Genomic DNA, 14,827 nt, shown 5'->3' on the forward strand with positions numbered 1-14,827 from the left:
AATCGATTTAAAAATATCAATAACAGCCTTTAAAGCTACTTCACCAGGTTTTCCAGTAATTTTTTTTGAATATCTCCGGCAGTTAATAGCAATGCAGAAAATTGTGGATCAGATTTAACAAGCAAGAATTTTCCGTCAGGAAGTATAATTGCAGCTGTACCACAAGTGGTTATTTCCTTAAATAATAACTTTTTTAAAAATCCCGGATCGGTTTCTATTTCTAAACCTTTTGATTTAATCTGACTAAACCGCTCTCCAACTTCGCGGTATTGGTATATGGCTACTTTAGGACGGGCCTCTGCTTTTTCTAATATGTTTTTTTGGAATGTCCACCTTACATTGTTCAAAAACTCCGAGTTCTGGTATTTTAGGTCATCCCAGCAAGCATCCTGGTTAAAATCGTATTTAATAATAATGGTATCTTTTAATGCAAGCCTTTCGTTTTGTTTCAAAAAAGTATGTAGCGAATCGATCTGTGCATTGGTTAAGGTGCCGGCCTGGTAACGCTTTTCTTCATCTACATATAACTTTGGAGAGCAGGCGTAGATGATTATGGAAAGAAAGAGAAGTATAAATAACTGGGTTTTAATTTTCGAGGTATTTTTCATTGTGTCAGCGTTAATATAGCAGGTTTCCTGATCGGATTTACGATAGTTGACCAGAGAATTGTAAAGATAAATTTATAACTAAAATTTTATCGGGCAATATATTAATATCATTTCTCCATGCCAATGTTAACAGATTTAAATAAAAGCATTGTCATCTCAACTGAAATGTAGTGGAATGGAGAGATCTGTCTGGATAGATCGCTCGGCTGCGCTGCAATAAGCTCGAAATGACGGTTCGGGGGGGGAGCTCCGGTAATGATATCAAATTTTAAAAAAGTGTCGTCATCTCGACCGAAACACAGTGGAGTGGAGAGATCTGCCTAGATAGATTTCTCGGCTGCGCTCGAAATGACGACGATATAAAGATTTATGCTTTCAAAATCTTAGCCTTCTCCGCATCAAATTCCTCCTGCGATAAAATTCCTGCATCCAATAATTCTTTTAAATCTAACAAAGCCTGTTTTTTAGCTGCCATATCGTTTTTTGGCGTTTCGGCATTACTTCCTGTTGGTACAGCATTCGTACTTTGTGGGCTCGAATTACTTGCCGGACCGTATTTTAGCAAGAGTTCAGTAATTTCATTAAAACCTTTAATATTTGAATAATCTATTGCCTTTTGCTCTTTCACATTCACAATAGATGGGTCAGCGGATTTTTCGAGCAAAAACTTTACGGCATCTTTTTTACCATTTGCAGCAGCATAGTGTAAGGCTGTGTTACCGCTTTCATCCTGAATGTTAACGTTGGCACCTTTTTCCAATAATAACTTTAACATGCTTAAATGACCGCTTTTTGCCGCAACATGTAACATGCTTTCGCCACCATAGTTATAATCATTATCGAAAGAAAAGCTGGCTGAAATGGAAATATTATTAGCCGTTTCTACCCATTCGAGGTACGAATACATCGAATCATCATTGCCCGAAAGTGGTTTTGCGTAATTTACGTCTACACCATTGGCCAAAAATAAATCAACAATTTCTTTCTGGTTATTGGCGCAGGCATACCATATTGGTGATAAACCGCTTTTTGAAGCTACAAATACATCAGCTCCTTTTTCTACCAGTGTTTTGGTGAGCATGCGGTTGGCATCGTAACAGGCAAGTAATAAGGCTGATTCGCCTGCGTGATTAACATGGTTAATGTTAGCACCTTTATCAATAAGCAATTCGGCCATCGGCGAATTTTTTGATTTGACAGCAAAAATCAATGACGAATCACCATGTTTATTGGTGGTGTTGATATTGGCACCAAAGTCCAGTAATTTTTGAACAACCTCTTTATTTCTCCAGGCTGATGCGATTAGGAGCGGTGTTTCTGCCTCATTGTTTTCGCCATCAACTTCTAATCCTTTATCAAGCAGTTTTTCCAAAACCTCCATCTGTCCATTTTGTGCTGTTAAGTGGAGCAAACTGTTTCCTTTCAGGTCTTTAATATCAACCCTGGCGCCTTTATCTAATAGATATAATGCTGTCTGTTTCTGCTTTTGCAGGCAGGCAAAATAAAAGGGGGTTTCGCCAGCATGATCCTCATAATCTAAATCTGAACCGCGATCAATTAATATTTTTACCAGGTCTAAATACCCATGGTGGGCAGCATAGTGTAAAGCGGTGCGGCCTTTTTCGTCGGTGTATCCTACTTCTACTTCGTTATTGGCCAATAAAAGTTCGGCTATTTTTCGTTTACCGCTTTCGCAGGCAATTATAAATGACATCGACATATATTAAGGTTGTTTCATTAGTAATTCAACAGTTTTTATTTTCAGGTTATCGTCAGAAGCCAGCATTAAAGCCGTTTGATCTTTATCGTTGCTAATTGAAACATCTGCTCCATTTTCGATCAAAAGTTTAACCTTCCTGTAGGTTTCCTTTGCTTTTTCTGCTTCGTAATTTACATTATAAGCGCAAACCTTATGCAGTAAGGTGTTTCCTTCATCGTCTGTTCTGTTAATATCTACCTGTCCACTTTCTAAAACAGCGGCTAAAATACCGGCCTGTTTTTCGGCAATTACATCCAACGGGGTTTTATCTGCACTGTACCATGTGCTGGTTTGATACAAGTCGGCACCATCCTCAAGCAGTTTTTTAAGAAAATTAATACCACTTTCGCTGTTAGACATCATGCGCACATATTCGAACAATAAAGTTTCTCCTTTTTTGCTCACCTGATCAAACTCGGGCGAGGCAAAATTGCGGAGCGTATCGTAAATGTTTTCACTTTGCGAATGCGCCACAGCATAAAAGAAAGCCGAATTGCCTTCCCGATCGATTTGGTTCGGATCTGCACCATTTTCGAGCAGGTGGGCAATTAAATTTTTCTTATTAAATTTTATCGTGGTAATTAAAGGCGTTTCCTGTACAATATTGCCTTCGTTTATGTCAATTCCTTCGTTAATCAGGATGTCGATATAACCTTTAAGCAGATCGGTGGTTTGCTCATCGTTGAGGTTATATTTACGAAAGTTGCTTTTTGCCACCTGATGTAGGTAATTTTCCTCGGCATTATTTTTAAAATTTGTTGTGCATCCCGCATCGATACAAGCCTTGATTACTTCTAAGTTCATCCCATTTTCGAAGAGATAACCCAATAAAGTTTTAGCGTTTACTTCGTCATTCAGGTTCTCGAAATGGGTAATAAATGCTGCAAAAAAGGCAATGTCTTCAGCATCATTGCCCAGGTGGTATACGATACCCTGAAAAATGCTTTTATCAAAATTGTCGAATTCGTAAATATCGGTCTCGATGGTTTTATCCTTTACCATCATATTTAATATTTCGTACTGTTTTCCCTTAATAAGGTTGTCTAAAATAGACGATTTCTGGTAATCCTGTAAGTTTTTAGAGAGTTTTTCGCCGTTTTGCATTAAGCTTTTCGCTTCATCAAATTTGCGGGCATTTAACTGCTGATCTAAGGTAGTTTCGGTCATTTCAATTAAAATATTTAAAATAGATAGATATATGTGCCCTGGATCCTACAAAAGTTTAGCCAAAATATTAAGGTGGTAGCGTTTATTTACTTTGAAAGCTTCCCACAATGGGTGGCAACAAATTATAGTATCATGAAGTTTTAGTTGCTTGCTTTTGGAAAGCAGTTGTAGTGTGCCATAGGTTAATTTCTTCCTGCTCTGCCTGCTGCCGTGAAAAATGGCATTCGTTCGATCAGGTTTAGTTTAGGTAGTTTTCTGCTACTATGTCGGTTTTCCGTACCACAGGCCTAAGTTTATAGCCCTGATCGGAGCGGGCATCCCCGATATTTCATCGGGGTAAAGCAATGAGCAGGAGTAAATTAAAAAAAGCGAGTGACGCTGCGCTCCAACATAATATTATTTTTTATAGAAATCTGACTTAATAAGTATATGATAAAGATTCAATTATTTAATACTGCTATAAATGAATATTTTTTTTCCGCTCTATGCCGCGGGGGCATGCTACTTTGGAGCGCCAAAGTAGCCAAAGCGCTTTGTCAATCCGGCAATGTGGCTTCTCACCGCCCCGCGCTCATCAAAAAAACAGCGGCACTTCATTTTGTGTTCGATTCCTTAATAACTTTTGAATTATCGTTTACGAACACAAAACCACTGCGTTTCAGGTTTGGTAGTGCCGTTTGTTTTATACTGCAACTGTTTTTTTGATTCCCCTGCCACTTGGGATTGACGGCGTCCTTCGGTAAGGATTGTAGGTTTTGGATGGAAACCAGCAAAATGCCTAAACTAATCTTAAATATTTGTGTCGACACGGTATGATAAGAAATCGTAACCAGCTGATCAGATTTAGTTTAGGTAGTTTTCTGCTACTATGTCGGTTTTCCGTGTCACAGGCCTAAGTTTCTAGCCCTGATCGGAGCGGGCATCCCCGATATTTCATCGGGATAAAGCGCAGGGCAGGACTAAATTAAAAAAAGCGAGTGACAAGCGCTCCAAAGTTTTATTATTATATGAGAAGCTGATTTTAAGCATCCAGAAGTAATAATCAATTATTTTATGCTTCTGTAAATAAAAATTCTTCTCCGATAAAATAACTTTCACCAAAAGTCAGGAGCTTTAATTTATGTTCAGGTTTAGGCGAGCTTCCTACAAAATTTGATTGGATGTTATGCTTGGCAAGGCAAACCTGATATTTTTCTAAAACCTCCTTCGGGCCACGTGCGAACATTCCTGATCCGTCTTTACACAATTTAAAAATATCCATAGCAGCATTTATCCCATAAGCAAAGGGAAAGTCGCCATAGTAGGTTTTTAAATGGTTCTTATAAAGATCTATAAAAAGTTTTTCCGAATTTTTTGCTTTTCCGTTGTAATAAAGATCACCGTGAGCGTCTGTTAATCCATAAAGTAAAAAATGTTCAGAATAGAAAGAGAAATGTGTCGTCCATGATCTCGAAAAATTTTCGGCCGCGATATTAATAACTTTTAACTCCCAAATCTGCTTAGTTTGTCTGTTAGAATTTGGGTAGAGGTTAACAGTTAAAATGAGATCTTTATCTTGATAAGCCAGTCCTGAAATAACCATACCTCCGTCCTGGTAATAATCATCACTGGTAAGTATTTTTTCTAATGTTTCTGGAAGCGGATATTTGAGTGTTTTCAAAGTAGGTAATTTAGTTTTAAGTTTTTACGAAACTAAAATAAATAAAATGTAACTATATTTTTAAGTATTTAGATGTTTACCCAACCATAAATAACATTACGATGTTCCTTAATTCATTCGATTATTTTATCTTTAGGCGATTTTAAAAAGATTGGTTTACAAAGCCATAAACCGATCGAATAATTAACCTTAATCAGTAAAATCAATATAAATATGTCAAATACATCAAAAATTATCTACACCAAAACCGATGAGGCGCCCATGTTGGCTACTTATTCACTTTTACCTATTGTACAAGCTTTTACCGCATCAGCAGGTATTGATGTAGAAACCAGAGATATTTCTTTAGCAGGAAGAATTTTGGCAAACTTTCCTGAGTATTTAAAAGACGAACAAAAAATTGGTGATGCTTTAGCAGAGCTTGGTACTTTGGCTACCGCTCCAGAGGCAAATATCATCAAATTACCAAATATCTCTGCTTCTATTCCACAATTGGTAGCTGCAATTACAGAGTTACAGGCTCAGGGTTTTGCCATTCCTAATTACCCTGATAATGCGCAGAGCGAAGAAGAAAAAGCAATTAAAACTAAATATGCAAAAGTTTTAGGTTCGGCAGTAAATCCTGTTTTACGCGAAGGTAACTCTGATCGTAGAGCACCTAAAGCGGTTAAAAACTACGCAAAACAAAACCCACATTCGATGGGGAAATGGTCTGCTGACTCAAAAACTAAAGTAGTAAGCATGACTGAAGGCGATTTTTACGGTTCGGAAAAATCTACTACTGTTGCAGAAGCAAGTCAGTTTAAAATTGAATTTGTTGCTGCAGATGGTGCGGTAACCGAATTAAAAGGTTTATCGCCATTAAAAGCAGGAGAGGTGATTGATAGCTCTGCATTGAGTTTATCAGCATTGAAAACTTTCGTAGCTAAAGAAATTGCTGAGGCTAAAGCAGAAGGCGTTTTATTATCAGCGCATTTAAAAGCAACCATGATGAAAGTATCGGACCCGATTATTTTCGGTGCCATTGTTGAGGTTTATTTTGCAGATGTATTTACTAAATATGCTGATCTTTTCGCAGCACTTAACATCGATACCCGCAATGGTTTAGGTGATGTTTATGCAAAAATTGCAGGCAACCCTAAACAGGCAGAAGTTGAAGCCGCTTTGGCACAAGCCATAGAAAACGGACCAGCTTTGGCGATGGTAAACTCTGATAAAGGAATTACCAACCTGCATGTGCCAAGTGACGTGATTGTTGATGCTTCGATGCCTGCAATGATCCGTACCTCGGGCCAGATGTGGAATAAAGAAGGTAAACCTGAAGATACGATTGCTTTAATTCCAGATCGTTCTTATGCGGGTGTATATACTGCAACTATCGATGACTGTAAAGTACACGGTGCTTTTGATGTAACGACGATTGGTTCAGTACCAAATGTGGGTTTAATGGCACAAAAAGCCGAAGAATATGGTTCGCACGATAAAACTTTCCAGGCTACTGGTTCTGGTATTATTCGTGTAACTGATGCTGACGGTAAAGTGTTTTTCGATCAGAAAGTAGAAAAAGGCGATATTTTCCGCATGTGTCAAACCAAAGATGCTCCGATTCAGGATTGGGTTAAATTAGCGGTTAACAGGGCGCGTTTATCTGAAACACCTGCGGTTTTCTGGTTAGACGAAAAAAGAGCACATGATAGAGAAATCATTGCAAAAGTAAATAGTTACTTAAAAGATCACGATACTACAGGTTTAGATATCCGTATTTTGGCCCCGATCGAAGCTACTAAGTTTACTTTAGCGCGCATCCGTAAAGGTTTAGATACCATTTCGGTTACCGGTAATGTATTGCGTGATTATTTAACCGATTTATTCCCGATTTTAGAATTAGGAACTTCTGCGAAAATGTTATCAATTGTTCCTTTAATGAATGGTGGTGGTTTGTTCGAAACCGGTGCCGGTGGTTCTGCTCCGAAACACATTGAGCAGTTTATCGAAGAAGGTTATTTACGTTGGGATTCGCTTGGTGAGTTTTTAGCACTTCAAGCTTCTTTAGAGCATTTATCTCAAACTCAAAACAATACAAAAGCACAGGTATTGGCCGATGCTTTGGATGAGGCTAATGCTAAATTCTTGGCAACCGATAAATCTCCGGGTAGAAAGTTAGGAACAATCGATAACCGTGGTTCGCACTTCTATTTGGCTTTATACTGGGCTGAAGCTTTGGCTGCTCAAACTAAAGATGCTGATCTGCAAGCCAGATTTGCGCCATTGGCTAAAACTTTGTTAGAAAACGAAGCGAAAATTAATGAAGAGTTGATTGGTTCGCAAGGCAAACCTCAAAACATTGGTGGTTATTACAATCCTAATGATGAATTGGCGAGCAAAGCCATGCGCCCTAGTGAGACATTAAATACCTCTTTGGCTAGTTTGTAATTAAAACCAAGTGGTCAACTTTAATATGCTTTTAGTATAGAGGTTGGCAAATTTTAACATATTTAGCGTTCTGATGTAAAAATCGGGACGCTTTTTTTATGATGGATTTTTTAGCTTTAATAGCTATTTGTTAGAAATTAATGAATCTTTTGCATTTGGAAAGCAGCTGCAAAAGCATTTGGGTTGCAGCAGTCCCGCTCCCGCTTCTGCTCCCGATGAAGGATCGGTAGCATCCCGGTTTGATCGGGTTTAGGGTGGATTATTCAGTGATACTATTTCTAACCCCTCGGGTCTGTGTCCCCACAGATCAATAGCAGAATGATATACTTTCAAAATGGATTTTAGGCATTTTGCCTGCGTGAGGGATAGCAACGGAAAGCCCGCAGCCGTGAGGAACGAGTGGCGAGGACTTGTAGTGCATAGCCCGACCCTTGCGTAGCTTGGTGCACGCTCAAATAATAATAAAATTATATGGCTAAAGAAAAACCTTATCTACACCGCTTTGTTATAACATTATAAATTATAGGAGACCCATACCATGGCAATTAACGAAAACAAAGGATCGCAGGATAAAATACACAGTACCACAGAAAATAGTGAAATCAATAAAGAAAATTTATCGTACGATAAAAATAAAGAAAGTTACGAGCTTGATGTAAAAGGAACGGATAGTGAATACGATCATCCGATGGGATATGAAACGGTTGCTGCCGGTGCCAAAGATGATGATTCTACCTATGATGAAGCAAATCCGTATGTTGGCAATGAATATGCACGCAACGAAGAAATTGCCGAAGATAACTTAGAAGAGTTAGGCATGCATGTAGATAACGGAGAAAGTGTAAAACTGAACGCAGAGGATGAAATACTTGCCCGTACCCCTGAAGATAACCGAGACGATTTGGACGAAGAAGGTTATCCGGTTAACGATACGCCCCAAAAATAGTCAGGAGATTGCCATCCGGAAAATGGTAATTTGACGAAACAATCATAAATGGAAAAGCAGGGTTATACATTTGTAAAATGATGTGTAATCCTGCTTTTTGTTTTAATTATATTTAATAGCGTAGATGCAAACAGGACGTTATATTTTTGTTAATCTTCTTATATTGTGGGAAAATTAATCGTTCTCAATGATGAAAATATTACGCTTGTGTTTTGTGCTCTCCCTCTCATTTTTTACTTTTTGTTCGTGCAAAACGCTTCTAATAAACCACGCAGTTAACAAATTCAATAAAAAAAATGGGTTAGAGGTGCCGCAAATGGCACTCGAAGACCTGTCAGGAAAAATAGTTCAGCTATCTGATTTTGATGATAATACTGTATTATTAAACTCTTGGGGTACATGGTGTAAGCCTTGCATTAATGAGATGCCCGGCATTAACATGATTGCGGCTAAACTTAAAGAAAACCCAAAAATAATTGTACTTAATATAGGCGTTGATAGCAAAAAAGAGGAATGGAAAAAGGTTGTTGAACGTGAAAAGTTAAGCGGCGTAAATCTCTTTCTTCCGGATAGCCTTTACAAAAAATACATGGATGTGTTACATGTAGATATGGAAGGACTGCCATATAATATTATTTTGGGGAAGGGCAGGAAAGTGTTGGGTGGCGGCATGGGAGTAGATTTAGGTAGTGAGGGCACGATAGCCATGTATATGTTGCTACAGGCAGAAAAAGGCATTGATGCAACTGCCAGCTTGAAACAATTTATAAAACTTTATAATGATGCCGGAAAAAATAAATCGGGAGTTGAAGTAGAAAATTTTAAGCTATTTCTTGAAAAGTACGTCCAGAAGATTTAAATACGCCGAAATTTCAATCAATTAAATGATTAGGGGTTAATATCTAAATTGAATCTTCTGCGTAATTCATCAAGCTTTGGGTTTTTATTTACCAGGTAATCGTATTTTTCGCGGTTACCGTAAAGCCTGTTTTCTATTTTACGCTCTACCAGTTTATATACAACCTCTACCCCAAAATTGCGGAGTTCATTCCGTAGGAAATTCAAGAGATCAACTGATTCTTGTTGGATCAGGTGTTCCTGTGTTTTACTTTCCACCGAAATTTCAATCAGTTGAGGATTTAATAATGTAGGGGCGAAATTATTTAAAATCGTAAATAGATTAATTTTATCGGTGGCCTTAAGCCGTTGAGTGTATATGCTCCAAATTTCCAATAAGCGGTCGTAACTAAAAGTTTCGCGGGCCTCACCGGTTGCTTTTTTCGGTCCTTTATCTTCCTCCTCCTGGGCAATACGATCGAAATCGTTTAGCGAAGGAATAAGCATGCTGGCTGCCCCAGCTTTTGATATATTGATATTAATGGAAGTAGTAGATGGCGGAGGACTGCTTACCCTTGGTATTTCCTTTGTTTTTTCTTCTAAAGGAATGCTGGGTAAAACAGGGGGATTAACAACGGGTGCAGCAGTTTGAACCGTATTTACGCTTTCGGCTTTTGGCTTTTGGCTTTCAGGCTGTTCGGCTACGACATTAGTTTTTTTTTTATCCTGATCTCCGTCAGTTGCTGTGTTATTGGTATTTAAAGGCTGTTGTGCTAAATTGACGACTGACCGGATGTGGCACATTTTAATCAATGCCAATTCTACCTGTAAACGCTGGTTTTTAGAGTTTTTGTAATTTAAATCGCAGGTATTGGCCAGGTTTAATGCGGTTAACAGGAACGAAAGTTCTGTTTGACGGCACTGATCGAGGTATTTTTGCTTAATGTTTTCGCTCACCTCTAAAAGTTTAATGGTAGCGGCATCTTTACCCACTAACAGGTTACGGAAGTGACTGGCTAAACCATTAATAAAATTATTGCCATCAAAGCCATTGTTCAGAATTTCATCGAACAAAAGCAAAGTCTGGCTTACTTCAGCTGCAGTTAAATAAGAAGTAAGTTTAAAAAAGTAATCGTAATCTAAAATATTCAGGTTATCAATTACCGCTTTATAAGTAATGTTCTTGTTGGCATAACTGGCAATCTGATCGAACATCGAAAGTGCATCACGCAAACCGCCATCAGCCTTTTGGGCAATAATATGTAAACCATCACTTTCGAAAGCAATGTTTTCGCGTTGGGCAATGGTTGATAGGTGACTTGCAATATCATCTACCTGGATACGGTTGAAATCGAAAATCTGACAACGTGATAGAATAGTTGGCAGGATTTTATGTTTCTCAGTAGTAGCCAGAATAAAAATGGCATAAGAAGGTGGTTCTTCCAGAGTTTTCAGAAAGGCATTAAATGCACTTTGAGATAACATGTGAACCTCATCTATAATATAGATCTTGTACTTTCCGGCTTGTGGTGGTATGCGCACCTGCTCAATTAAACTACGGATATCATCAACAGAGTTGTTCGATGCCGCATCTAACTCGTGTACATTAAAAGAATGTCCGTTCTGGAAAGAAAGGCAGTTGTCGCATTGTCCGCAGGCTTCCATTTCTGCTGTAGGATTGGTACAGTTAATGGTTTTGGCCAGAATACGTGCGCAGGTTGTTTTACCCACCCCGCGTGGCCCGCAAAATAAAAAGGCCTGGGCAAGCTGATTGTTTTTGATGGCATTTTTTAACGTACCGGTAATATGCTGCTGGCCAACTACGGTTTCGAAGGTGGCTGGGCGGTACTTACGGGCAGAAACAATAAAATTTTCCATCGGCACGAAAATAGGAAAAATTTAGGTGTTGTGAGGTTGAAAAGTTGGAATGTTGAAAAGTTGGGTGTGGAGTTTAATGTTTGAAGGTTTTAATGTTGGTAAGCCATTGTTAATTGCTTTATTGTTGAATTGCTTTGTTAATGAATGTTGGAACGTTTTTAATGTTGTAAAGTTGACATGTTTTAAGGGTTAGACTTAACGCATATATTTACTCATTCAAAATTCAATCATTTGTTCATTGTTTAAGGATGCAGGTTGTAAAACTGTTTATAACTTCTTTCAAATGCATTAAAACTACCATAAGTAACTTCAATGGCTTTTTCGGTATCGTAGCCTTGTGCAGTTAGTTTGATGATGTTTTTTAAAGCTGCTGTTCTTTTGTTTTTGACAAAATAATAGATAATGCTGTAAGCCGTATTGTAATTGTCATCCACGCCATGCCCGTAAAAAGTACCATCGTATATTCTGAAAAAGGTTTTTAACCTGTCGGTATCTTTAAAATCCAAACCAGCTTTAATACTTTTAATCCGGTCGCTTTGCGGGTAAGAATATAAATTTCCTTCACTGTCAAAATCCAGTGTTTCGAAGAATTCGGCTAAACCTTCATTTAACCATTTTGGTGCTTTTTGGTAATTAAACTGAAAAATACTGTGACTGGCTTCATGTAATACCACCGCTATAAAATTGCTTCCTTTCATGATAAAAGCCTCATTTATAGTTGGTATATAAAAGCCAGTGGTTGATGGTGCGTTGTATTTGGCTTTTTCTACACGGTAATCTTTAGATTTTCCATAAAGATTTATTTTAACAGGTACAGTTACGTTTTCGCTGGTTTCAAAAATTTCATTGCAGAACATCCGTTCGTAAGCAATCAGTTTTTCGATTTTCTTCTGCTCGTTATCGTTTATTTTACAGTTGACCGGATTAATCTCAACATACTGGGCATAAAGGCTTACGCTGATCAGATTGACAAATATTAATAGGAAAAGCTTGTTCATATTTTTTAAAAAAACTATCCTAATATATTATTTAATCACCGATTTCAGCTCATGTCTATATTCTGAAGCACTTTTACCTGTAAATTCCTTAAATAATTTATTAAAATGGCTAAAGTTGTTAAAACCGCTTTCGTAAGAGATATTGGCTATACTCGTCGGTTTTTCTGCTAAAAGTTTCGAAGCATGTACCACACGGTATTCGTTTACGAAATGCGTAAAGGTTTTTTTGGTAATTTTTTTAAAGTAACGACAAAATGAAGGAACGGTCATGCTCGACATTTCTGCCACATGCTGTAAACTGATCTGATCCTGAAAGTGGTCTTTTACATAGTTAAAAATCATGTTGATGCGGTCGTTATCCTGTACCTGCATTTCCATCGAAAAACCATCTGCATTTAAGATTTTATAATCTCCGGCCAGTTCCAGTTCTTTTAAAATACTGAGCAAAGTCAACAACCTTTCAAAAGGTGGCTGATCATCCATCATTTCAATTCTATCTCCAACTTTGCGCATGGTTTCGGCTCCAAAAGCAATGCCTGCCTTTGCCTTATCAAATAATTCGGAGATACCTTTAATTTCCAGTAAACCTAAAAAAGTATCACCCAAAAATTCTGGTTTCATCTGGATCACTGTTTCGTTTTTATTACCTGTGTTGGTGTCGGTAAACCCGCAGTGGGGTAGGTTGCTGCCGATCAGGATCAGATCGCCATCTGTATAATAGGAAACGTGACTGCCGATCTGCCGTTTTCCGGCGCCACCATTTACAAATACCATTTCGATTTCCGGATGGTAATGCCAGAGGTGCGCCATATTATTGGCATTTTCTACATACTTCGAATAATAGAATGAACTTCCGAAAGAAGGTTCAACAACTTCGAAACTTGGTTTCATATGCTGTAAATTATTTTACCAAAATACATAAAAATATGCTTTATTATAGCTTTTTGTCAAATTGCTGTATTGTTGGGGTAATATAGCATAGAAAGTGGAAAATATGCAACTCACTATATCCCAATTAGCGCCCTACCTTAGTACCATCATATAATGATTAACTCTTAAAAAATATTGGTTATGAAAAAGTTCTTAAAAATCGGTTTAATAGCAGCTTTGTTTTTTACTGCTACGGGTGTTCACGCTAACGATGATGATTTTACTTTAAAAGTAAAAAGCGAAAAGGAAAAATATATCCGTTTTACTGCTGATAAAGCAGAAAATGTGAATTTATCACTTCTTGGTTCTGATGATGAGGTTTTATTTGAGGAAACTATTCATGCAACAGCATTTTCAAGCAAAATCTACGATTTAAACGCACTTCCTGATGGAAACTATGTGCTTAAAGTAGAGTCTGAAGCAAAATTGGCAAAATATGCCGTGACCATTAAAGATGGTGAGGCAGTAGTTTCGGAGCCAACAATTTCTAACATATCAAAACCTGTTTATACTCAAAATGATAAAGTAATCACACTTAGCCTCGATAACCTGGATAAAAATCCGATCGAAGTTAAAGTGTACAACGAATACAATGATGAGGTTTACAACGAGGTATTTAAAGATAAAGCACAGTTGACTAAAAAATTCAACATCAGCAAAACAGACTCAAGAGAATTAACCTTTGTGGTTAAGTTTAAAGATGAGTGTTTTGTTAAAACTGTGCAAACGTACTAACAATAACAGCTAATAGATGTAGGGGGATTGTCTTGATAGATAATTCCCCTTTTTTTGTTTAAATGGAAGATGTAGGATGGATGAGGTAGTGCCCATAGTTTCAATTGTCCATTTCACCTTATTACATCTTCCATCTTACTTTATTCTATCATAATTTCTGACTAATCCTTTGATTTAAAGAAAAATATTGTTACTTTTGCATCCCCGTAATATACCTCGGGATTAAAAAATTAAAAACATAATTTATAACAATGAATCAGTACGAAACTGTTATCGTTCTAACCCCGTTGTTATCAGAAGAGGCTGCAAAAGAGGCATTAGCTAAATTTAAAGCAGTTCTAACTGACAACAGTGCCGAAATTATCCAGGAAGATAATTGGGGTTTGAGAAAATTAGCGTATCCAATTGACAAAAAATCAAACGGATTCTTCAACTTAACTGAATACAAAGCTTCAGGAGATTTGATCGCAAAATTAGAGCTTGAATTAAAACGCGATGAGCGTGTGTTACGTTTCTTAACTATCCGTTTAGACAAACACGCAATTGCTTACAATGAGAAAAAGCGTAGTGGTGCTTTTAACAAAAAAACTAAGGAGGTTGCAGCGTAATGGCAAGAGAACAAATACAATACGTAACTGCCCCTAAAGTAGAGGATAACCGTAAAAAATATTGCCGTTTCAAGAAAAACGGAATTAAATACATCGATTACAAGGATGCAAACTTCTTGTTGAAATTTATCAACGATCAAGGTAAATTATTACCACGCCGTTTAACTGGTACTTCGTTAAAATTCCAACGTAAAGTGGCTCAGGCAGTTAAACGTGCCCGTCATATCGGTTTGTTACCTTTCGTTGCTGATCAATTAAAATAGGAGGC

13 protein-coding genes are annotated in these 14,827 nt (G+C 37.6%); 6 read left to right on the plus strand and 7 right to left on the minus strand.

Translation table 11 applies throughout. From position 1 onward, the window contains the following. Nucleotides 1–35 precede the first annotated feature (35 nt). The 4 genes from R2R28_RS06525 to R2R28_RS06540 all read right to left on the minus strand — a co-directional run bounded on the left by R2R28_RS06525 (nt 36) and on the right by R2R28_RS06540 (nt 5,194). A complete protein-coding gene (locus tag R2R28_RS06525) occupies nt 36–608 on the minus strand; it encodes a hypothetical protein (RefSeq protein WP_316824904.1) in 573 nt (190 codons plus the stop codon). A 367-nt stretch (nt 609–975) separates the two neighbouring features. Further along, nucleotides 976–2,322 carry an ankyrin repeat domain-containing protein gene (locus tag R2R28_RS06530; RefSeq protein ID WP_316824905.1) on the minus strand — a complete coding sequence of 449 codons (1,347 nt, stop codon included), beginning with the start codon at nt 2,320–2,322 and terminating at the stop codon, nt 976–978. Nucleotides 2,323–2,331: 9 nt separating this feature from the next. Then, complete coding sequence (locus R2R28_RS06535; protein WP_316824906.1) at nt 2,332–3,534, minus strand: ankyrin repeat domain-containing protein; 1,203 nt, start codon at nt 3,532–3,534, stop codon at nt 2,332–2,334. 1,051 nt (nt 3,535–4,585) lie between these two features. Then, entirely contained in the window at nt 4,586–5,194 is a 609-nt protein-coding gene (locus tag R2R28_RS06540) for a hypothetical protein (RefSeq protein ID WP_316824907.1), read from the minus strand. Nucleotides 5,195–5,407: 213 nt separating this feature from the next. Here R2R28_RS06540 and R2R28_RS06545 point away from each other — a divergent pair, with 213 nt between their 5' ends. The 3 genes from R2R28_RS06545 (at nt 5,408) to R2R28_RS06555 (ending at nt 9,432) form a co-directional block, all read left to right on the plus strand. Next, nucleotides 5,408–7,627 carry an NADP-dependent isocitrate dehydrogenase gene (locus R2R28_RS06545; protein ID WP_316824908.1) on the plus strand — a complete coding sequence of 740 codons (2,220 nt, stop codon included), beginning with the start codon at nt 5,408–5,410 and terminating at the stop codon, nt 7,625–7,627. 538 nt (nt 7,628–8,165) lie between these two features. Next, on the plus strand, nt 8,166–8,573 hold the full coding sequence (locus R2R28_RS06550) for a hypothetical protein (RefSeq protein WP_316824909.1): 408 nt from the start codon (nt 8,166–8,168) through the stop codon (nt 8,571–8,573). Nucleotides 8,574–8,760: 187 nt separating this feature from the next. Continuing rightward, a complete protein-coding gene (locus R2R28_RS06555) occupies nt 8,761–9,432 on the plus strand; it encodes a TlpA family protein disulfide reductase (RefSeq protein WP_316824910.1) in 672 nt (223 codons plus the stop codon). 29 nt (nt 9,433–9,461) lie between these two features. Here R2R28_RS06555 and R2R28_RS06560 read toward each other — a convergent pair whose 3' ends face one another. The 3 genes from R2R28_RS06560 to R2R28_RS06570 form a co-directional block, all read right to left on the minus strand. Beyond that, nucleotides 9,462–11,288: a DNA polymerase III subunit gamma/tau gene (locus tag R2R28_RS06560; RefSeq protein WP_316824911.1), complete on the minus strand. Its 1,827-nt coding sequence runs from the start codon at nt 11,286–11,288 to the stop codon at nt 9,462–9,464. A 242-nt stretch (nt 11,289–11,530) separates the two neighbouring features. Further along, nucleotides 11,531–12,286 carry a DUF1570 domain-containing protein gene (locus R2R28_RS06565; RefSeq protein WP_316824912.1) on the minus strand — a complete coding sequence of 252 codons (756 nt, stop codon included), beginning with the start codon at nt 12,284–12,286 and terminating at the stop codon, nt 11,531–11,533. Between the two features lie 27 nt (nt 12,287–12,313). Further along, nucleotides 12,314–13,177: an AraC family transcriptional regulator gene (locus R2R28_RS06570; RefSeq protein WP_316824913.1), complete on the minus strand. Its 864-nt coding sequence runs from the start codon at nt 13,175–13,177 to the stop codon at nt 12,314–12,316. A 180-nt stretch (nt 13,178–13,357) separates the two neighbouring features. Here R2R28_RS06570 and R2R28_RS06575 point away from each other — a divergent pair, with 180 nt between their 5' ends. From R2R28_RS06575 to rpsR, 3 genes are all read left to right on the plus strand, one after another. Beyond that, complete coding sequence (locus tag R2R28_RS06575) at nt 13,358–13,951, plus strand: hypothetical protein (protein WP_316824914.1); 594 nt, start codon at nt 13,358–13,360, stop codon at nt 13,949–13,951. Between the two features lie 251 nt (nt 13,952–14,202). Further along, complete coding sequence (rpsF, locus tag R2R28_RS06580; RefSeq protein WP_025144598.1) at nt 14,203–14,559, plus strand: 30S ribosomal protein S6; 357 nt, start codon at nt 14,203–14,205, stop codon at nt 14,557–14,559. Continuing rightward, nucleotides 14,559–14,822, plus strand: coding sequence for a 30S ribosomal protein S18 (gene rpsR, locus R2R28_RS06585; RefSeq protein ID WP_010599582.1), 264 nt, complete (start codon nt 14,559–14,561; stop codon nt 14,820–14,822). Before rpsF ends, rpsR begins: the two co-directional genes overlap by 1 nt. Nucleotides 14,823–14,827 lie beyond the last annotated feature (5 nt).

The sequence above is a fragment of the Pedobacter miscanthi genome (assembly GCF_032678605.1).
In the GTDB taxonomy this organism is placed as follows: Bacteria; Bacteroidota; Bacteroidia; order Sphingobacteriales; family Sphingobacteriaceae; genus Pedobacter; species Pedobacter miscanthi_A.